Here is a 20,667-nt window from a genome sequence, read left to right as displayed (position 1 = left end):
TAAACCAGCGGCCGCACCTTGTCTGTGTCTTTGCCGGAGCAAGATTGCCTCTAGGCGCAGGCGTGAAAGCCGAATGTCCGGCTGGCTGCCGAAAACCGGGTGTTCGCTCTATACTGCGTGGTCTGCGTCGGTGCGCCGCATACACCAATACCTAGGGAGAAAAAAGCAATGCCCAAGATCGCTACGGCCTGGATCGCCGTGCTCAAGGCCGGTTTCGTCGCTACTGTCGCCATGCTTGGCGCGGCGCCTGCGCTGGCGGCCGAAGAAGATCCATGGGAGGGCGTCAATCGTGCGGTGTTCCGTTTCAACGACACCGTCGACACCTACACCCTCAAGCCGCTCGCTAAGGGCTACCAGAAGGTCACCCCGGAGTTTCTCGAAGACGGCATCGGTAACGTGTTCAGCAATCTTGGTGACGTGATTGTGCTGACCAACGATCTGCTGCAGGGCAAGGTTCGCGACGCCGGCATCGATACCAGTCGAATCCTGTTCAATACCACTTTTGGTGTGTTGGGCTTCTTCGACGTCGCCACCCAGATGGGCTTGCAAAAGAACGATGAAGATTTTGGCCAGACCCTGGGCGCCTGGGGGCTGGGGAGCGGTCCTTACGTCGTGCTGCCATTGTTGGGCCCAAGTACGGTGCGTGACGCCGCTGGCCGCGTGCCCGACGCCTTGCTCGAACCCTATCCGCATATGAATCATGTGCCGACACGCAACGTCACGCGCGGCGTGGATCTGGTAGATACTCGCGCCGGACTGCTTTCCGCCGAAAGAATGATCCGAGGTGATCGCTACATTTTCGTGCGCAACGCCTACCTGCAGAATCGCGAGTTCCGCGTTAAAGATGGCGAGGTCGAAGACGACTTCTGAAGCATGGCCGCATTTGCTGCGGCCATATGGAGCAGGGTCAGGACATCGAAAGAATGGCCAGTCCCAGGCTCTGCCGACCATCGTCGAGCTGGCTGATGCGCACGACTTCGGTCTGCGCGTCGAGCCCTTTGAGCTCGCTGTGTTCGGAAGGGATCAGCACGCGAACCTTGTCACCCATGCGTAGCTGAGCATTGGCCAATACCTGCATGCCGGTGCTGGAGAGGTCGATACAGGTACCGCTCATTTTTGTATCGCCATGTTCCAGCGCGACGGTGGTTTCGATTTGCATACGGATGAAATCGCGTTTCTCGCTGTAATCGCGGTCTTTCTGGCTCATGGTTTCAACCTTTTATATATGACTCCCGGCATTCTTATAGCGCTCCTCAATTCGACCTGTAAAGGCACCAGCCGGTTGGCTTGAAACGCCGTTCGTATGGGAGTACCGTCTGCGCCTTGAAACGAACCCAAGCCCGGCGTCACGCAGGGCCAATGTTTTCGCCAATCATCCTGGCGACACCGCCTGGTAGGAACATGCATAAACCAAGCGCGACGCTGCTGATCATAGATGACGACGATGTGGTTCGAGCCAGTCTGGCTGCCTATCTGGATGACAGCGGCTTTCGTGTCCTGCAGGCCGGCAATGGCCCTCAGGGTATGGAGCTGTTTGATTCGGACCAACCTGACTTGGTGATCTGCGACCTGCGCATGCCGCAGATGGATGGCCTTGAGCTGATCCGCCAGATCAGCGAGCGGCAGGTCGATCTTCCCGTGATCGTGGTATCCGGAGCCGGTGTGATGAGCGACGCGGTAGAGGCGTTGCGTCTGGGCGCCGCTGACTACCTGATCAAGCCCCTCGAAGACTTGGCGATGCTTGAGCATTCAGTACGTCGCGCGCTGGACCGTTCGCGTCTTCGACTGGAAAACCGCCGCTACCGCGAGCAGCTGGAAACGGCGAACCGCGATCTACAAGCCAGTCTGCATCTGTTGCAGGAGGACCAGGATGCGGGTCGCCAGGTGCAGATGAACATGCTGCCGGTGACGCCCTGGACCGTCGATGGTTTCGACTTTGCCCACCAGATCATCCCATCGCTGTATCTGTCCGGTGATTTCGTCGACTATTTCCGAGTGGATGATCGACGCATCGGCTTTTACCTTGCTGACGTATCCGGCCACGGTGCCTCTTCGGCTTTCGTGACCGTTCTGCTCAAGTTCATGACTACCCGCCTGCTGTACGAATCGCGCCGCGGCGGTACGCTGCGCGAATTCAAGCCGTCGGAAGTGCTCGATCACATCAATCGCGGATTGATCAACTGCAAGCTCGGCAAGCACGTCACCATGCTGGGTGGTGTGATTGATCAGGAGCGCGACGTATTGCACTACAGTATCGGTGGTCACTTACCGATGCCGGTCCTTTATACGGGCGAGGGTGCCCATTACCTGGAAGGCCGCGGTCTACCGGTCGGGTTGTTCGTCGAGGCCACCTACCAGAATTTCGAGCTTAAGTTGCCGGACACTTTCAGTCTGACTTTGCTCTCCGATGGCATTCTGGACCTTTTGCCAGGCGAGACACTCAAAGAAAAAGAGTCCGCGCTGCCCGGCCTGATAACGGATGCTGGTGGCACGCTGGATGGATTACGTCGAGTCTTCGGGCTGGCCGAGCTGGCTGATATGCCTGACGATATCGCCTTGCTGGTGTTGAGCAGGAACCTTGCATGAGTACTGGTAGAATCCAGTTCGCCGAAATGGATGGCACCTTTGTTCTCAAGTTCATCGGTGAAATCCGCCTGACGCTTTGTTCGGCGCTGGATGCAACGATTGAGAAGATATTCTCGTCGCGCAATTTTTCGTCCATCGTCATCGATCTGACCGAGAGCCGTAGCATCGACAGCACCACGCTGGGCCTGCTGGCCAAGCTGTCGATCCTGTCGAGGCAGAAGGTTGGTATGCTGCCGACGCTGGTCACTACGCATCCCGACATCACTCGGCTGCTGCAGTCGATGGGGTTCGACCAGGTGTTCAATATCGTCGACACGCCACTGCCGTGTCCGGAGTGTCTGGCAGATCTACCCTCTCAGGATCAATCGGAAGAGATTGTGAAGGCCAAGGTATTGGAGGCCCACCGCATCCTGATGAGCCTCAATGAGTCCAATCGCGAGGCCTTCCGTGACCTCGTTACCGCCTTGGAGCGGTCCTGATCAGGTCAATTTGGCCAGCAGCGCTTCTAGCTTTTCCTGATCCCGGGCGAACTGGCGGATGCCTTCGGCGAGCTTCTCGGTGGCCATTGGATCCTCGTTCAGGTCCCAGCGGAAGCTCTTCTCATCCAGGCTGATACGCGTTTCTGACTCGCGGCCCGGTTGCAGCTTACGCTGCAGCGTACCGCTGGCATCGGCCAGTTCGCTAAGCAATTCGGGGCTGATGGTAAGGCGATCGCAACCAGCGAGTGCCTCGATTTGCCCGACATTGCGAAAGCTCGCGCCCATCACTACCGTCTTGTAACCGTGTGCCTTGTAGTAGTCGTAGATGCGGCTGACCGATTGCACGCCCGGATCTTCCGCACCTTGGTAATCACGACCTTCGTGCTTCTTGTACCAGTCATAGATGCGGCCAACGAACGGCGAGATCAGAAATACGTCAGCCTCGGCGCATGCCACGGCCTGGGTGAAGGAAAACAGTAGGGTGAGGTTGGTCTGGATACCGGCTTTCTCCAACTGTTCGGCTGCGCGGATGCCCTCCCAGGTCGCGGCGATCTTGATCAGCACGCGCTCGCGGCTGATGCCGGCCTGCTCATAAAGCCCTATCAGGCGCTCACCGCGTTGAACCATGGCCTGGGTATCGAACGACAGTCGTGCGTCCACCTCGGTGGAGATACGTCCTGGGATCAGTTCCAGAATCTGCTTGCCGACCGCTACGGCGAAAAGGTCACACGCCAGGCCGATGTCGCCCCGGCATTGCTTCATTGCGTTACCCAGGTGATCGGCATAGCGCGGCATGGCTGCTGCCTTTAGCAGCAGCGATGGGTTGGTGGTGGCATCCACCGGCTTCAGGCGGGCGATGGCGTCGATATCACCGGTATCGGCGACAACGGTCGTGAACTGCTTGAGATGTTCCAGCTTGGAAGTCATGTAAGAGGGGCTCCGTCCTGTGAGTGGCATGACCTTACCCGAGCCAGACGGCCCGCTCAACGAGCGTATGGACCCGGATGCGCCTCGCCTTTGATCCAAATGCCCGGGCGGCGTTCCTTACCTGCAGAGCCGTCAGTGCCCTTCGAGCAGTGCCGCGGCCTGATCGAGCAATGCAAGTGGCTCGCTGGTCTTGTGAATATCCACCGACAGCAGTTGGCGAAAGCGCCGGGCACCATGAAAACCCTGGCCTAGGCCGAGTACATGGCGAGTGATGTGATGCATTGCGCCGCCGTCGGCCAGATGCTGCTCGATATACGGCTGCATATTGCGCAACGCCTGTGCCCGACTAATCACAGGTGTGACGCTGCCGAACAGCGTCTGGTCGACCTGCGCCAGCAGGTAGGGATTGTGGTAAGCCTCGCGGCCGAGCATGACGCCATCGAAGGTCCGCAGATGTTCCCGGCACTCATCCAGCGTCTTGATCCCGCCGTTGAGGATAATCTCAAGTTCAGGGAAATCCTGCTTCAGTCGGGCGGCTATGTCGTAACGCAGTGGAGGCACGTTGCGATTCTGCTTCGGCGAAAGCCCTTCGAGAATCGCGATGCGTGCATGCACAGTGAAGCTACGGCAGCCGGCATCACGGACCTGTCCGACAAAATCGCATAGCTCTGCGTAGCTATCGCGGCCGTTGATTCCGATTCTGTGCTTCACCGTGACTTCGACAGCCACCGCATCGCGCATCGCTTTAACGCAGTCGGCCACAAGTCCTGGATGGCCCATCAGGCAAGCGCCAATCATATTGTTCTGCACTCGGTCGCTCGGGCAGCCAACATTGAGGTTAACCTCGTCATAGCCGGCGGCTTCGGCGAGCTTTGCGCAAGCGCCCAGCTCTGCCGGCACGCTGCCGCCAAGTTGCAAGGCTAGCGGATGCTCGCTCCTGTCGTGTCGCAGAAACCGCGCCGCATCGCCATGAAGCAGTGCACCGGTAGTGACCATCTCGGTGTAGAGCAGCGCATGTCGCGATAGCTGACGCAGGAAATACCTGCAGTGCCTATCAGTCCAATCCATCATCGGGGCGACGGAGAAACGATGAGCGGGCGAGGGCGGCGTCGTTGCCGGCTTGAGGGCTTCTACCATGGGGCTTCCAGCGGTTCGTGTAGCTGACGTATTTCTGCGCGTCGCGGCACTTTAGTCACTGTGGCGGCTAACGTGCCGGAATCCGCAGCTCATGCTCGTGCTCGTGCGCGCAAGGCGCCCGCGATACGAGCGACGGGATGATGTGCGCCGTACAAATACGATCAGGCAAAAGGGCGCCGAGTTTACACCGACAGGCCGCTCTTCGCGCGCTGTCAGGAGGATGGCGGCGCGTCGCGGCACATCAGAGAGCTGGGCTCGGGGGCAGATAGATGGGCCGCTTCATCAGCTAGGCACAGCCGCAATTTTGTCAGGATCAGTCCTGGCGCTCCAGGCTGTGCGCGACGTTACGTATACAGGCGGCAGCAATTGTAGATGCCTCCACTGGACCTAAGGGCGCCGGCCATAGGTATTACCTGAATGGAGGCAGGTGGTGCGGAATGGGCGCTGACTGTCCCGGAGACCGTATCTTCGATCCGGGTATCTCGGCGAGACAATGGGAAACCTAGCTATATAAGGGAGAGATATCTGAATAACCCTGAGTGACCGTTATGCCCACAACTGACTGCTGACAAACTCGCCTGAAGGCGAAAATAACGGTTGACGTTAGTTTTCAGGCTCCTATAATGCGCACCTTCTCCGGCGCAGTCCTTAAGCAAAATCTCTTGTAAATCAAAAGGTTAGCGAAATAAAAGGGTTGCACGGATGGCAAATTCGAGTAGAATGCGCCGGGCTGACAGGGTGGTGGTTGAGTCCTGTTGGTGGCTTCGGTCAGGTTGATCGGAAGCGGTTGAAAGAGGTGGTTGACAGCGGTTTTGAACGCTGTATGATTCGCCTCCCGCTGACGAGAGATGAGAGTTGATCGAAGGCGCAAGCGGTTGAGAAGAAAGAAAAAGTTCTTCAAAAACAGCTTGACAGGTAACAAGGCTGCTGTAGAATGCGCGGCCTCGGTTGAGACGAAAGACTTGATCGAAACGCTCTTTAACAACTGAATCAAGCAATTCGTGTGGGTGCTTGTGAATGTAAGACTGATGGTCAGCTAGATTATCAGCATCACAAAGCAACACTCGAGTATTCGAGAGTTACTCTTTACTTGTAAAGAGATTTGCGATTGCTGAGCCAAGTTTAGGGTTTTCTCAAAACCCAAGCAGTATTGAACTGAAGAGTTTGATCATGGCTCAGATTGAACGCTGGCGGCAGGCCTAACACATGCAAGTCGAGCGGATGAAGAGAGCTTGCTCTCTGATTCAGCGGCGGACGGGTGAGTAATGCCTAGGAATCTGCCTGATAGTGGGGGACAACGTTTCGAAAGGAACGCTAATACCGCATACGTCCTACGGGAGAAAGCAGGGGACCTTCGGGCCTTGCGCTATCAGATGAGCCTAGGTCGGATTAGCTAGTTGGTGAGGTAAAGGCTCACCAAGGCTACGATCCGTAACTGGTCTGAGAGGATGATCAGTCACACTGGAACTGAGACACGGTCCAGACTCCTACGGGAGGCAGCAGTGGGGAATATTGGACAATGGGCGAAAGCCTGATCCAGCCATGCCGCGTGTGTGAAGAAGGTCTTCGGATTGTAAAGCACTTTAAGTTGGGAGGAAGGGCAGTAAGCTAATACCTTGCTGTTTTGACGTTACCGACAGAATAAGCACCGGCTAACTTCGTGCCAGCAGCCGCGGTAATACGAAGGGTGCAAGCGTTAATCGGAATTACTGGGCGTAAAGCGCGCGTAGGTGGTTTGTTAAGTTGAATGTGAAAGCCCCGGGCTCAACCTGGGAACTGCATCCAAAACTGGCAAGCTAGAGTATGGCAGAGGGTGGTGGAATTTCCTGTGTAGCGGTGAAATGCGTAGATATAGGAAGGAACACCAGTGGCGAAGGCGACCACCTGGGCTAATACTGACACTGAGGTGCGAAAGCGTGGGGAGCAAACAGGATTAGATACCCTGGTAGTCCACGCCGTAAACGATGTCGACTAGCCGTTGGGATCCTTGAGATCTTAGTGGCGCAGCTAACGCATTAAGTCGACCGCCTGGGGAGTACGGCCGCAAGGTTAAAACTCAAATGAATTGACGGGGGCCCGCACAAGCGGTGGAGCATGTGGTTTAATTCGAAGCAACGCGAAGAACCTTACCAGGCCTTGACATGCAGAGAACTTTCCAGAGATGGATTGGTGCCTTCGGGAACTCTGACACAGGTGCTGCATGGCTGTCGTCAGCTCGTGTCGTGAGATGTTGGGTTAAGTCCCGTAACGAGCGCAACCCTTGTCCTTAGTTACCAGCACGTAATGGTGGGCACTCTAAGGAGACTGCCGGTGACAAACCGGAGGAAGGTGGGGATGACGTCAAGTCATCATGGCCCTTACGGCCTGGGCTACACACGTGCTACAATGGTCGGTACAAAGGGTTGCCAAGCCGCGAGGTGGAGCTAATCCCATAAAACCGATCGTAGTCCGGATCGCAGTCTGCAACTCGACTGCGTGAAGTCGGAATCGCTAGTAATCGTGAATCAGAATGTCACGGTGAATACGTTCCCGGGCCTTGTACACACCGCCCGTCACACCATGGGAGTGGGTTGCTCCAGAAGTAGCTAGTCTAACCTTCGGGGGGACGGTTACCACGGAGTGATTCATGACTGGGGTGAAGTCGTAACAAGGTAGCCGTAGGGGAACCTGCGGCTGGATCACCTCCTTAATCGAAGACTTCAGCTTCTTCATAAGCTCCCACACGAATTGCTTGATTCACTAGCGAAAAGCGATTGGGTTTCGACCCGAGAGAGACGATTGGGTCTGTAGCTCAGTTGGTTAGAGCGCACCCCTGATAAGGGTGAGGTCGGCAGTTCGAATCTGCCCAGACCCACCAATTGTCATGGGATGTGGCCGATCTGTAGATGGGGCCATAGCTCAGCTGGGAGAGCGCCTGCTTTGCACGCAGGAGGTCAGGAGTTCGATCCTCCTTGGCTCCACCATTAACTCGATAATCGCTGAAAGCTCAGAAATGAGTGCTGCTTGGGCATCTGATGGATGTTTGAGGGTATTGATTTCTGGTCTTTGCGCCAGAACTGTTCTTTAAAAATTTGGGTATGTGATAGAAGTAGATTTGGGTAGTTACTTTCACTGGTAATTATTCAAGTCAAGGTAAAATTTGCGAGTTGCTCTTTATGGGCAGAATGCGGATTTTCGGCGAATGTCGTCTTCACGTTATTAGACAGTAACCAGATTGCTTGGGGTTATATGGTCAAGTGAAGAAGCGCATACGGTGGATGCCTTGGCAGTCAGAGGCGATGAAAGACGTGGTAGCCTGCGAAAAGCTTCGGGGAGTCGGCAAACAGACTTTGATCCGGAGATGTCTGAATGGGGGAACCCAGCCATCATAAGATGGTTATCACACACTGAATACATAGGTGTGTGAGGCGAACCAGGGGAACTGAAACATCTAAGTACCCTGAGGAAAAGAAATCAACCGAGATTCCCTTAGTAGTGGCGAGCGAACGGGGATTAGCCCTTAAGCTTCTTTGATTTTAGCGGAACGCTCTGGAAAGTGCGGCCATAGTGGGTGATAGCCCTGTACGCGAAAAGGTCTTAGAAGTGAAATCGAGTAGGACGGAGCACGAGAAACTTTGTCTGAATATGGGGGGACCATCCTCCAAGGCTAAATACTACTGACTGACCGATAGTGAACTAGTACCGTGAGGGAAAGGCGAAAAGAACCCCGGAGAGGGGAGTGAAATAGATCCTGAAACCGTATGCGTACAAGCAGTGGGAGCCTACTTTGTTAGGTGACTGCGTACCTTTTGTATAATGGGTCAGCGACTTATTTTCAGTGGCGAGCTTAACCGAATAGGGGAGGCGTAGCGAAAGCGAGTCTTAATAGGGCGTTTAGTCGCTGGGAATAGACCCGAAACCGGGCGATCTATCCATGGGCAGGTTGAAGGTTGGGTAACACTAACTGGAGGACCGAACCGACTACCGTTGAAAAGTTAGCGGATGACCTGTGGATCGGAGTGAAAGGCTAATCAAGCTCGGAGATAGCTGGTTCTCCTCGAAAGCTATTTAGGTAGCGCCTCGTGTATCACTGCTGGGGGTAGAGCACTGTTTCGGCTAGGGGGTCATCCCGACTTACCAAACCGATGCAAACTCCGAATACCAGCAAGTGTCAGCACGGGAGACACACGGCGGGTGCTAACGTCCGTCGTGAAAAGGGAAACAACCCAGACCGTCAGCTAAGGTCCCAAAATCCTGGTTAAGTGGGAAACGATGTGGGAAGGCTTAGACAGCTAGGAGGTTGGCTTAGAAGCAGCCACCCTTTAAAGAAAGCGTAATAGCTCACTAGTCGAGTCGGCCTGCGCGGAAGATGTAACGGGGCTCAAACCAGGTACCGAAGCTACGGGTTCAACGTAAGTTGAGCGGTAGAGGAGCGTTCTGTAAGCCTGTGAAGGTCAGTTGAGAAGCTGGCTGGAGGTATCAGAAGTGCGAATGCTGACATGAGTAACGACAATGCGAGTGAAAAACTCGCACGCCGAAAGACCAAGGGTTCCTGCGCAACGTTAATCGACGCAGGGTGAGTCGGTCCCTAAGGCGAGGCTGAAGAGCGTAGTCGATGGGAAACGGGTTAATATTCCCGTACTTCTAGTTACTGCGATGGGGGGACGGAGAAGGCTAGGCCAGCAAGGCGTTGGTTGTCCTTGTTTAAGGTGGTAGGCAGAGATCTTAGGTAAATCCGGGATCTTAATGCCGAGAGCTGATGACGAGCTTTCTTTTAGAAAGCGAAGTGGTTGATGCCATGCTTCCAGGAAAAGCCTCTAAGCTTCAGGTAACTAGGAACCGTACCCCAAACCGACACAGGTGGTTGGGTAGAGAATACCAAGGCGCTTGAGAGAACTCGGGTGAAGGAACTAGGCAAAATGGCACCGTAACTTCGGGAGAAGGTGCGCCGGTGAGGGTGAAGTATTTACTACGTAAGCCCATGCCGGTCGAAGATACCAGGCCGCTGCGACTGTTTATTAAAAACACAGCACTCTGCAAACACGAAAGTGGACGTATAGGGTGTGACGCCTGCCCGGTGCCGGAAGGTTAATTGATGGGGTTAGCGCAAGCGAAGCTCTTGATCGAAGCCCCGGTAAACGGCGGCCGTAACTATAACGGTCCTAAGGTAGCGAAATTCCTTGTCGGGTAAGTTCCGACCTGCACGAATGGCGTAACGATGGCGGCGCTGTCTCCACCCGAGACTCAGTGAAATTGAAATCGCTGTGAAGATGCAGTGTATCCGCGGCTAGACGGAAAGACCCCGTGAACCTTTACTATAGCTTTGCACTGGACTTTGAATTTGCTTGTGTAGGATAGGTGGGAGGCTTTGAAGCGTGGACGCCAGTTCGCGTGGAGCCAACCTTGAAATACCACCCTGGCAACTTTGAGGTTCTAACTCTGGTCCGTTATCCGGATCGAGGACAGTGTATGGTGGGTAGTTTGACTGGGGCGGTCTCCTCCTAAAGAGTAACGGAGGAGTACGAAGGTGCGCTCAGACCGGTCGGAAATCGGTCGTAGAGTATAAAGGCAAAAGCGCGCTTGACTGCGAGACAGACACGTCGAGCAGGTACGAAAGTAGGTCTTAGTGATCCGGTGGTTCTGTATGGAAGGGCCATCGCTCAACGGATAAAAGGTACTCCGGGGATAACAGGCTGATACCGCCCAAGAGTTCATATCGACGGCGGTGTTTGGCACCTCGATGTCGGCTCATCACATCCTGGGGCTGAAGCCGGTCCCAAGGGTATGGCTGTTCGCCATTTAAAGTGGTACGCGAGCTGGGTTTAGAACGTCGTGAGACAGTTCGGTCCCTATCTGCCGTGGACGTTTGAGATTTGAGAGGGGCTGCTCCTAGTACGAGAGGACCGGAGTGGACGAACCTCTGGTGTTCCGGTTGTCACGCCAGTGGCATTGCCGGGTAGCTACGTTCGGAAGAGATAACCGCTGAAAGCATCTAAGCGGGAAACTTGCCTCAAGATGAGATCTCACTGGAGCCTTGAGCTCCCTGAAGGGCCGTCGAAGACTACGACGTTGATAGGTTGGGTGTGTAAGCGCTGTGAGGCGTTGAGCTAACCAATACTAATTGCCCGTGAGGCTTGACCATATAACACCCAAACAATTTGGCTGTTAGACGGAAAGTCGACAGAAAAGCCGAAAATCAGCATGAACACGCATTACCTGATCACATACCCAATTGGCTGTAGCGGCTAAACCCCGAGACAGCAACTGAATTGCTTGACGACCATAGAGCGTTGGAACCACCTGATCCCATCCCGAACTCAGTAGTGAAACGACGCATCGCCGATGGTAGTGTGGGGTCTCCCCATGTGAGAGTAGGTCATCGTCAAGCTCCTTTCCCAAACCCCCGATCCGCGAAAGCGGGTCGGGGGTTTGCTTTTGCCCAAAAGAAAGCCGCGATAGGCAGGTCTGTTCCTGATCTGGTGTACAGGTAGTCAAGAGCTACTCCTCGCGTAACGACTCCACCGGACTGACGGTCGCCCAGCGTCGAGTGGCGGCGGTGATCGCAAAAGCGGATCGTCAAACAGGTCGATCTTCGTCTTCTGGTAGTTGGCATGACGCTTTAAATACACCCGTTCGGCCTTCGGCGAGCGGAAGAAGTTCTCCATTGCCGCATTGTCCAACAGTCTTCCCGCGGCGATAACTAGGCCCGATGTGATGTTGCCGAAGTAAGAAGCAAGGCCTGGTAGCCATCGGCGCAATACTGGCTGCCACGATTCGGCCACGATTCGAGTGCAGGTAGTGGCTGTCGACGTGCCACGGCCATCTCCAGTGCGGCATGCATCTAGGCTGCTGCATGCAGTGGTGCATCGCATAGCCGAGCCGGCGACGGCGGCTGAATAGAAAGATCAAGCACACCTGCCAGATACAGCCGACCGTGGTCCGTCCGTTCGTATGTCATGTCCGAGATTCGATACCGTTTGGCGCGGTCCGAAGCGAACTGGCGATCAGATCATCGACGCAATCGGCAGGTCGGTCGTGACGACTTGCTGGACACCAGCCGCCAGCGCTTGCGCGAACGAACACGCAGGCCGGACTCTATACGTCAGCCGAGCTGACCATATGCGTATCGAATTTGCTGAGCAAGATAGCCATACATGACGAACGCAATACTTCTGGCCGCATTTTGGAGTCGCGAAACTTGGAGGTGGCGAGAGCCTGTTTCCGGTGAGCTCTGTTGGCGGTGTTTCCTGTCCCGTTGGCTTGGTGGCGGCAGGCGAAAAAAATCAGCGGGTGCACAGTCGCGCTGGCGAGCTAAGACTCGGCGCTTGAACCAACTGCCATCACTGCGACGTACGTTCTCCTGCCTTTCCGTGTCCTATTTAGACCTGCCTGCAAGCTGGGAAAGCGAACGCTGATTGAGGTTGATGGACGGGGCGAGGTAGCCACGCCCCTCCGACTCTTTTTAGCTATTTCCACTGCCCGATTCGAGCATGGTTTCTGGACGAACCCATTGATCGAATTCTTCGCTGGTAACGTAACCGAGCTCCATGGCTGCTTCGCGCAACGTGGTGCCTTGCGCATAGGCTTTTTTAGCTATCTCGGCCGCCCGGTCGTAACCGATATGTGGGTTCAGTGCGGTTACCAACATCAGCCCGCGCTCCAGATGCTCGGCCATGCGTGCCGGATCCGGTTCGAGTCCTGCAATGCAATGGGCGTTGAAATTGCGGGATCCATCGGACAGAAGTTGAATGGATTGAAGCAGGTTGTGAATGATCACCGGCTTGAAAACATTCAGCTGCAGATGCCCTTGGCTTGCGGCAAAGCTGATCGTCATATCGTTACCCATGACCTGGCATGCGAGCATCGACAACGCCTCGCACTGGGTCGGATTGACCTTGCCAGGCATGATCGAACTGCCAGGTTCGTTGGCGGGTAACCGCACCTCGGCAAAGCCTCCACGCGGACCTGAGCCAAGCAGACGAAGATCGTTGGCCAGCTTCATCAGCGCGACTGCCAGTGTCTTCAACGCACCGGATAGTGCGACCAGCGGCTCGTGCCCCGCCAATGCTGCGAACTTGTTGGGTGCAGATACGAAGGGAAGGCCTGAAAGGGCTGCAAGCTCCGCTGCGATGGCTTCGGCGAATCCATGGGGGGAGTTCAAGCCAGTTCCAACCGCAGTGCCGCCCTGCGCTAGCTCGTACACAGCCGGTAAGGATTGGCGGATCGTGCGCTCGGCAATGTCCAGTTGGGCGACGAAGGCTGACATCTCCTGGCCAAAGGTGATCGGGGTTGCATCCATCATGTGGGTGCGACCGGTCTTGATCAGCTTGTTGTGCCGCGCCGACAGCTCGGCCAGGCCCCCGGAAAGCTCTGCAATGGCGGGCAGCAGTTTGTTATGAACTGCCTTGGCCGCAGCGATATGCATTGCGGTCGGAAAACAGTCGTTGGAGCTTTGCGCCCGGTTCACATGGTCGTTGGGGTGGACGGGCGACTTGCCCCCCCGGTTACCGCCGGCCAGTTCGTTGGCTCGGCCTGCGATTACCTCGTTGACGTTCATGTTGCTTTGCGTTCCGCTGCCGGTTTGCCAGACCACCAGCGGGAACTGATCGTCGTGTTGGCCATGCAGGATCTCGTCCGCGGCTTGTTCGATCAGACGAGCTACGTCGGGAGGCAAGTCGCCAATTCGATTGTTCACCCGCGCGGCAGCCTTTTTGATCAGAGCCAGCGCATGCAGCATTTCGATCGGCATGCGCTCGTTACCGATTTCGAAATTGCTCAGCGAACGTTGCGTCTGGGCACCCCAGTAAGCCTGTTCCGGTACTTCGACTGGTCCCAGGCTGTCGGTTTCTATACGCGTCATGCAATGCTCCTGCTCTATATTGCTGGTTAGGCTGCCTTGCGGTGTCGACGGTTCCCCTAGCGTGCCGCTCGCGGCTTGAGGCATTGGAACTCCAGGCGCAGAATGTGTCCATTGAAGGCTACCTATAGCCTACTCAAGGAATTTCCAATGCCAACGTTTCGTACCCAGGCCTTGCGCTCTGCAATGCTGTTTATCTGTGTCAGTTCCTCGGCGTTGGCTGACAGCGCGAGCCATGCGGGGAGTGCAGAGCGTTTCCTGCAGCTAGCCAATGCTGATCGGCTCGCCGTACCCGTCTATGCCCAAGTGCAGCAGATGTTTGCGCAACGCTTTGCCGAGGCTCAGGCGCCTGACAGCAAGAAGGCGATGCTTGAGCGCTACCAGGCGCAGGCCAACACCGCGCTGGACAAGGCTATAGGTTGGGACAAGCTGAAACCCGATCTGGTCGATCTATACACCAGCCAATTTTCCGAAACCGAGCTGAATCAGCTGATCGACTTCTATCAGTCCCCTCTGGGCAAGAAGATGCTTACCAAGCTGCCGGAGCTCAACGCGCGTTCAGCTCAGCTCACCCAGGTCAAGCTGGAGGGTGCAGTACCGGAAGTGAACAAGTTGCTGGCCGATATGACGGCCGAGCTCGAAAAACAGAAGCCTTGAGAGACCCCGTAATGCGCAAAATCGATCTAGTCCAAAATGCCCTGCAGGCTCTGCAGCCAGAACACCTCGAAGTGCTTGATGAAAGTCACATGCATAGCCGGGGGCAGGAAACCCACTACAAGGCAGTGATCGTCAGCCCGCAGTTCAGCGGGCTGAATTCGGTCAAGCGTCATCAGCAGGCCTATGCAGCGATGGGTGAGCTGATGCAGCAGGTCCATGCGCTGGCGTTGCATACCTATACGCCAGAGGAATGGGCGCAACAGCGCACGGTGCCTGCGTCGCCGGTATGTGCCGGCGGGCATAAGTAGGAGCGCTTGCACGCAGGACCGTCCTGACGTTCTTTGTTAGACTTTCCGCTCGCGCCGGCCCACGCCGGCGTTTTCGTTTGTATCCGGTCCACCCTTTACGCGGGTGACCACTGGTGGAAGTACTCATGACTCAAAAAATCGTTGTGGCCGCGTTGTACAAGTTCGTATCGCTGCCCGATTACGTTGCGCTGCGCGAACCGCTGCTTGAAGCACTCCTTCAGAATGGCATCAAGGGAACGCTGCTGCTTGCGGAGGAAGGCATCAATGGCACTGTGTCCGGTACGCGCGAGAGCATTGATGCGCTGCTCGACTGGTTCCGCCGCGATGCCCGCCTGGCCGATATCGACCACAAGGAATCGTATTGCGATGAGCAGCCGTTCTATCGCACCAAGGTCAAGCTGAAGAAAGAGATCGTTACGCTTGGCGTTGAGGGTGTGGACCCCAACAAGCGGGTCGGCACTTACGTGGAACCGCGAGACTGGAATGAGCTCATTGCTGATCCCGAGGTGCTGCTGATCGATACGCGTAACGACTATGAAGTGGCGATCGGCACGTTCGATGGCGCGGTTGATCCCAAAACCAAGTCCTTCCGCGAGTTTCCTGACTACATTAAGGCGCACTACGATCCGGCGAAGCACAAGAAGGTTGCGATGTTCTGCACCGGAGGCATTCGGTGCGAGAAAGCCTCGAGCTACATGCTCGGTGAGGGCTTCGAAGAGGTCTATCACCTCAAAGGCGGCATCCTTAAATATCTGGAAGATGTGCCCGAGGCGCAAAGCCGCTGGCAGGGTGACTGCTTCGTGTTCGATAACCGGGTGACCGTACGCCATGACCTCAGTGTCGGCGATTTCGATCTGTGCCATGCCTGCCGCGCTCCCTTAGCCGTGGAAGATCGGCAATCGGAACACTACGCTCCGGGAATAAGCTGCCCGCACTGCTGGGATACGCTGAGCGAGAAGACGCGCGCCGGCGCACGTGAGCGGCAGAAGCAGATCGAACTGGCGCGTGAGCGCAATCAGCCGCATCCCATTGGCCGCGATCCACGCGAACTGGATCGCTGACAGCCGGCCGCCGTGCCAGCACGTCACGCAGTAGTGGAGTATCGAAGTGGCCCGACTGATCTATGTGATGGACCCGATGTGCTCCTGGTGCTGGGGTTTTGCGCCGGTGATGACGGCATTGGCCGAGCAGGCCGAGCAAAAAGGCGTGTCGCTCGGGCTGAGGGTCGGCGGATTACGCCGTGAGCAGGTTGTGATGGATCAGGCCGGGCGCGAGCGCACGTTGTCTTACTGGCAAGCCGTGCACTCGGCGACGGGGCAGGCATTCGATCTGGAGCAGGGTCTACCTGATGCGCTGATTTACGACACCGAACCGGCTTGTCGCGCACTTGTCGCGGCTCGCGACCTCGACGAGGCACGCGTCTGGCCACTGTCGTTGCTGATTCAGCAGGCGTTCTACGAGCGCCGGCGTGACGTGACTCAACCATCAGTACTGGTGGAACTGGCCGAGGCAGCAGGGCTGTCGCGCAGCCAGTTCGCCGAATGTTATGACGACCCGGCCACCAAGGCGGCGACCGCGGCTGACTTCGCCTGGGTCGAGAACCTGGGTATCGCCGGCTTCCCCACCTTGCTGGCCGAGCACGAAGGGCAACTGGCGTTGGTAACCAATGGTTATCAGCCTTTGCCAGCGTTGGCAGCGCTATTGGAGCGTTGGCTGGAGCGCAACGCCCATGGCTGACCAACTCAGCTGGGCGGAAATTCGCCGGCTTGCGCTGCACCACCGCAAAGCACTGATTCTGGCCAATCTGGTTGCCGTGCTGGCGACGCTCTGTAGCGTGCCGATTCCGTTGCTGCTGCCGTTGCTGGTCGACGAAGTGCTGCTGGGTGCGGGCGATACCGCGCTACAGGTCATGAATCGCTTCCTGCCGGCCAGCTGGGAAAGCGCGGCGGGTTATATCGGGCTGATGCTGGGCATAACACTGGTCCTGCGAGCGTCGGCGCTGGTGTTCAACGTGCTGCAGGCGCGCCTGTTTGCGCGACTGTCAAAGGACATCGTTTATCGCATCCGCGTGCGCCTGATCGAGCGCCTCAAACGCATCGCTCTTGCCGAATACGAAAGTCTCGGCGGCGGAACGGTAGCGGCGCATCTGGTGACCGATCTGGAGACCATCGACAAGTTTATTGGCGACACGCTGAGTCGCCTGCTCGTCGCCATTCTGTCGATCATCGGTACGGCAGCCATTCTGGTCTGGATGCACTGGCAACTGGCTTTGCTGATCCTGCTATTCAACCCACTGGTCATCTACGCGACGGTGCAGTTGGGCAAGCGGGTGAAACACCTGAAACGGTTGGAGAACGACAGCACATCGCGCTTCACCCAGGCGCTGACCGAAACCCTCGACGCGATTCAGGAGGTTCGCGCTAGTAATCGGCAAGGCTTCTTCCTTGGCCGTCTGGGGCTGCGCGCTCGAGAGGTGCGGGACTATGCAATCGCCTCACAGTGGAAGACCGATGCATCCAACCGTGCCAGTGGTCTGCTGTTCCAGTTCGGCATCGACGTGTTCCGTGCCGCCGCGATGCTTACCGTGCTGTTTTCCGACCTGTCGATCGGCCAGATGCTGGCAGTGTTCAGCTATCTCTGGTTCATGATTGGCCCAGTGGAACAACTGCTGAGTCTGCAGTACGCCTTCTACGCCGCCGGCGGTGCGTTGGGCCGCATCAACCAGCTACTGGCGCGGGCGGACGAGCCGCAATATGCCGGCGGACGCGATCCTTTTACTGGCCAGACGACGGTCGCAATCGAGGTGCGTGGCTTGCAGTTCGCCTATCAGGACGAACCGGTGCTCGAGGGCCTAGACCTCAGCATCGCACCTGGTGAAAAGGTCGCCATCGTCGGGGCCAGCGGTGGAGGCAAAAGCACCCTGGTGCAGTTGCTGTTGGGGCTGTATCAGCCGCAAGCCGGGCAGATTCGTTTTGGCGGCGTGCCACTCGAAGACATCGGACTGGGCACCGTGCGCGATAACGTTGCTGTGGTGCTGCAGCACCCGGCGTTGTTCAACGACACCGTGAGAGCCAACCTGATGATGGGCCGCGAGCGGGACGACGAGGCCTGTTGGCGAGCGCTGGAAATTGCTCAGCTGGCGGTCACGATTCGCCAATTGCCGAATGGGCTGGACAGCATCGTTGGGCGCTCCGGCGTGCGATTGTCTGGCGGGCAGCGGCAACGGCTAGCTGTCGCACGCATGGTTCTCGCCGAGCCGAAAGTGGTCATCCTCGACGAAGCCACTTCGGCGCTCGATGCGGCGACCGAGTACGCGTTGCATCAGGGGCTCAACCGCTTCCTCCAAGGACGCACGACGCTGATCATCGCCCACCGGTTGTCCGCGGTAAAACAGGCTGATCGCGTGCTGGTCTTTGATGGTGGCCGGATTGCCGAAGATGGTGACCACCACCAGCTCATCGCCGAGGGCGGGCTATACGCCCGGCTCTACGGACACCTGCAGCACTGATGATCGCAGCCACCAAGCCGAACATGTGGCGCTGAACTCCTCGTCGATCGGCCCTTGGCCACAGACCCAGTTGTACTTATCGTCCGAGCGCAGTTCCGCCCCCACACGGTGCAGCCTGTTCCTACGCGTGTACGAATCAACGGTTGTGCTAGGCAAACCCATCCGGCGCTTACCGTCAGTCCTAAGGCGTCAAAAATATCCAGCTGAAACACTCAACTATTAGTAACCTCTGCCGACTTCCCGATGTGCCCCTTTTTGCGGAACCTTTCTGATGGAACCAGTATTGAATCTCTTCACCAATCTCTCGGTTGGCAAAAAGCTCATCTGCGGCTTCGGCCTGGTATTGCTGCTGACACTCGGCGTGGCTGGTACTGGGTTCGTTGCGGTCGATGAAATCGTAGGCCGTGCGCAACAGATCGAGCAGCTTTCCCGCGTCAACGCATCAATTCTGGGCGCTCGTGGCGCTGAGCGCGATTTCGCCCTGACACGCCAGCAGTCGTCGGCTGACGCGTTGCACAGCTCGTTGCAGCAGCTCAATACGGAGCTGACTGGCCTGACGGCAACTTCCAGCGCGGCAGAGCGCGCCTACCTGGCTCGGATTCGCCAGGCTGCAGAAGACTACGGCCGTCAATTCGACCGCTACATGCAGCTGATCGAGCAGGGCGCTGCGCTGCGCACGCAGATGCAGAACGCCGCGCAGGTCAGTCGCGAGGAGTTCGAATTCATCGAGCTGGACATGTACGACGCGGTACGGGTGCTGCGTCTGGAGGGTGACCGGCTCAAGGGTAGCGACCCGCTGACGATTGCCGAGGCGACATCCGGCCTGACCAAGCAGATTCTGGACATGCGAACGCTGGAGAATGTCTTCGTCGCCAACAGCTCCGACGCTGCAGCGAAAAGCTGGAGCGAGCTGCACGGGAACGTCGCGGCTATCGGCAGCAACCTGAAGGTCTGGCTGAACGATGATCAGCAGGCGTCGATGGACAAGGCCCTCGCCGAGCTGAATCAGTACCGGTTGGCATTCGACGAGTTCCGTCAGAGTCGTATAGAGCGGCTTGCGCTCGAGCAGTCGATGGCTCAGCAGTCGGAGGTGGTTATCGCTGCCGCTGACGAGGCGCTGGCCAATGCCAGCAACGCCATGCAGCAGCAGCGGCGCAGCGGCTACATGTTGCTCGGTGTTATCGGTGCGTTGGCTATCTTCGTCGGCCTGCTGGCAGCCATGGTTATTTCGCGAATGATTGTGGGCCCGCTGCGTAGCACTGTTCAGCAGGCTCAGCGCGTCGCCAATGGCGACCTGACGTACTCTCAGGCCAGCGCCCGTCGCGATGAAGTGGGGCAGCTGCAGAATGCCATGCACGGCATGACAGAAAGCCTGCGTAATCTGATCGGCCGTATCGGTGGTAGCGTCAGCCAGATCGCGGCGGCCGCCGACCAGCTTTCTACCGTGACTGCGCAGACCAGCGCCGGCGTACAGACCCAGCGCGTAGAAACCGAGCAGGTAGCGACCGCGATGCACGAGATGGCCGCTACCGTACAAGAGGTAGCGCGCAACGCCGAACAGGCTTCCTTGGCGGCGCGCCAAGCCGATCAGCAGGCGCGGCAGGGTGATCTGGTGGTACAGGACGCCGTGGGACAGATCGGCAATCTGGCCAGCGAGGTGAATCAATCAGCCCATGCAATCGAAGCGCTGCATGCCGAAAGCGGACGTATTGGCAGTGTGCTCGAGGTGATCCGCGCGGTTGCCGAGCAGACCAATCTGTTGGCGCTCAACGCGGCCATCGAGGCGGCGCGTGCCGGCGAGCAAGGTCGTGGCTTCGCCGTGGTGGCCGACGAGGTCCGTGCATTGGCACGGCGCACCCATGATTCCACCGAGGAGATCGAAGGGCTGATCGCCAATCTGCAGCGGGTGGCGCAGCAGGCCGTAGAGCAGATGCAGACCAGTCGGGACCTTACTCAGAGCACTGTTGGCCTGGCTAACGAGGCAGGTGTCGCACTGGGCCGGATCACCGAGTCGGTTTCCACCATCGAACAGATGAACCAGCAGATTGCTGCAGCGGCTGAACAGCAAAGCGCGGTGGCCGAGAATATTTCTGAAAGCGTGACCCGCGTGCGTGATATCGGCGATCAGAGCGCCAGCGCTACGGAACACACCGCAGGGGCCAGCGCAGAGCTGGCTCGTCTGGGCTTGGAGCTACAGGAGCTGGTTCGTCAGTTCCGGGTCTGATACCA

13 protein-coding genes, 2 tRNA genes and 3 rRNA genes are annotated in these 20,667 nt (G+C 57.2%); 14 read left to right on the top strand and 4 right to left on the bottom strand.

The genetic code is table 11. The features are described from left to right. The first annotated feature begins 168 nt into the window (after positions 1-168). Positions 169-870, top strand: coding sequence for an MlaA family lipoprotein (locus SM130_RS14085; protein WP_102825397.1), 702 nt, complete (start codon positions 169-171; stop codon positions 868-870). A 37-nt stretch (positions 871-907) separates the two neighbouring features. Here SM130_RS14085 and SM130_RS14080 read toward each other — a convergent pair whose 3' ends face one another. Further along, a complete protein-coding gene (locus SM130_RS14080) occupies positions 908-1,207 on the bottom strand; it encodes a PilZ domain-containing protein (RefSeq protein WP_102825398.1) in 300 nt (99 codons plus the stop codon). 194 nt (positions 1,208-1,401) lie between these two features. Between SM130_RS14080 and rssB the strand changes: the two genes are divergently transcribed. Both rssB and rssC read left to right on the top strand, forming a co-directional pair. After that, the gene (gene rssB / locus SM130_RS14075; RefSeq protein ID WP_102825399.1) at positions 1,402-2,586 is read left to right on the top strand and encodes a two-component system response regulator RssB; all 1,185 of its coding nucleotides are present in this window, start codon (positions 1,402-1,404) and stop codon (positions 2,584-2,586) included. Continuing rightward, complete coding sequence (gene rssC, locus SM130_RS14070; RefSeq protein ID WP_102825400.1) at positions 2,583-3,065, top strand: anti-sigma factor antagonist RssC; 483 nt, start codon at positions 2,583-2,585, stop codon at positions 3,063-3,065. The genes rssB and rssC overlap by 4 nt, the downstream gene beginning before the upstream one ends. On the opposite strand, the gene tal is transcribed toward rssC, so the two are convergent. Together tal and dusA are read right to left on the bottom strand one after the other, a co-directional pair. Further along, entirely contained in the window at positions 3,066-3,992 is a 927-nt protein-coding gene (gene tal / locus SM130_RS14065) for a transaldolase (protein ID WP_102825401.1), read from the bottom strand. Positions 3,993-4,124: 132 nt separating this feature from the next. Next, entirely contained in the window at positions 4,125-5,129 is a 1,005-nt protein-coding gene (gene dusA, locus SM130_RS14060; protein ID WP_102825402.1) for a tRNA dihydrouridine(20/20a) synthase DusA, read from the bottom strand. Positions 5,130-6,281: 1,152 nt separating this feature from the next. Here dusA and SM130_RS14055 point away from each other — a divergent pair. From SM130_RS14055 to rrf, 5 genes are all read left to right on the top strand, one after another. After that, positions 6,282-7,818: ribosomal RNA gene (locus SM130_RS14055) — 16S ribosomal RNA — on the top strand. A gap of 91 nt (positions 7,819-7,909) precedes the next feature. Then, positions 7,910-7,986: transfer RNA gene (locus tag SM130_RS14050), tRNA-Ile, on the top strand. Positions 7,987-8,016: 30 nt separating this feature from the next. Then, positions 8,017-8,092, top strand: a tRNA-Ala gene (locus SM130_RS14045). Positions 8,093-8,359: 267 nt separating this feature from the next. Then, positions 8,360-11,250 (top strand): 23S ribosomal RNA (locus tag SM130_RS14040). A 130-nt stretch (positions 11,251-11,380) separates the two neighbouring features. Then, positions 11,381-11,496: ribosomal RNA gene (gene rrf / locus SM130_RS14035) — 5S ribosomal RNA — on the top strand. Together the 16S, 23S and 5S rRNA genes with 2 tRNA genes alongside form the textbook arrangement of a ribosomal RNA operon. 1,074 nt (positions 11,497-12,570) lie before the next feature. Here the strand turns inward: rrf and SM130_RS14030 are convergent. Continuing rightward, entirely contained in the window at positions 12,571-13,968 is a 1,398-nt protein-coding gene (locus SM130_RS14030; RefSeq protein ID WP_102825437.1) for a class II fumarate hydratase, read from the bottom strand. A gap of 147 nt (positions 13,969-14,115) precedes the next feature. Here SM130_RS14030 and SM130_RS14025 point away from each other — a divergent pair, with 147 nt between their 5' ends. The 6 genes from SM130_RS14025 (at position 14,116) to SM130_RS14000 (ending at position 20,662) form a co-directional block, all read left to right on the top strand. Next, the gene (locus SM130_RS14025; protein ID WP_102825438.1) at positions 14,116-14,622 is read left to right on the top strand and encodes a DUF2059 domain-containing protein; all 507 of its coding nucleotides are present in this window, start codon (positions 14,116-14,118) and stop codon (positions 14,620-14,622) included. An 11-nt stretch (positions 14,623-14,633) separates the two neighbouring features. Next, positions 14,634-14,930 carry a BolA family protein gene (locus SM130_RS14020; RefSeq protein ID WP_102825439.1) on the top strand — a complete coding sequence of 99 codons (297 nt, stop codon included), beginning with the start codon at positions 14,634-14,636 and terminating at the stop codon, positions 14,928-14,930. A 125-nt stretch (positions 14,931-15,055) separates the two neighbouring features. Next, complete coding sequence (locus SM130_RS14015) at positions 15,056-15,991, top strand: rhodanese-related sulfurtransferase (RefSeq protein WP_102825440.1); 936 nt, start codon at positions 15,056-15,058, stop codon at positions 15,989-15,991. Between the two features lie 46 nt (positions 15,992-16,037). After that, positions 16,038-16,667: a DsbA family protein gene (locus SM130_RS14010; protein ID WP_102825441.1), complete on the top strand. Its 630-nt coding sequence runs from the start codon at positions 16,038-16,040 to the stop codon at positions 16,665-16,667. Continuing rightward, positions 16,660-18,438: an ABC transporter ATP-binding protein gene (locus SM130_RS14005; RefSeq protein WP_102825442.1), complete on the top strand. Its 1,779-nt coding sequence runs from the start codon at positions 16,660-16,662 to the stop codon at positions 18,436-18,438. The genes SM130_RS14010 and SM130_RS14005 overlap by 8 nt, the downstream gene beginning before the upstream one ends. 271 nt (positions 18,439-18,709) lie before the next feature. Beyond that, positions 18,710-20,662, top strand: a complete 1,953-nt coding sequence (locus SM130_RS14000) for a methyl-accepting chemotaxis protein (protein ID WP_102825443.1) — start codon at positions 18,710-18,712, stop codon at positions 20,660-20,662. The last annotated feature ends 5 nt before the right edge of the window (positions 20,663-20,667 follow it).

The sequence above is a fragment of the Stutzerimonas stutzeri genome (genome assembly GCF_038561965.1).
In the GTDB taxonomy this organism is placed as follows: domain Bacteria; phylum Pseudomonadota; class Gammaproteobacteria; order Pseudomonadales; family Pseudomonadaceae; genus Stutzerimonas; species Stutzerimonas stutzeri_AA.
This window is presented reverse-complemented; position numbering and strand designations above follow the sequence as displayed.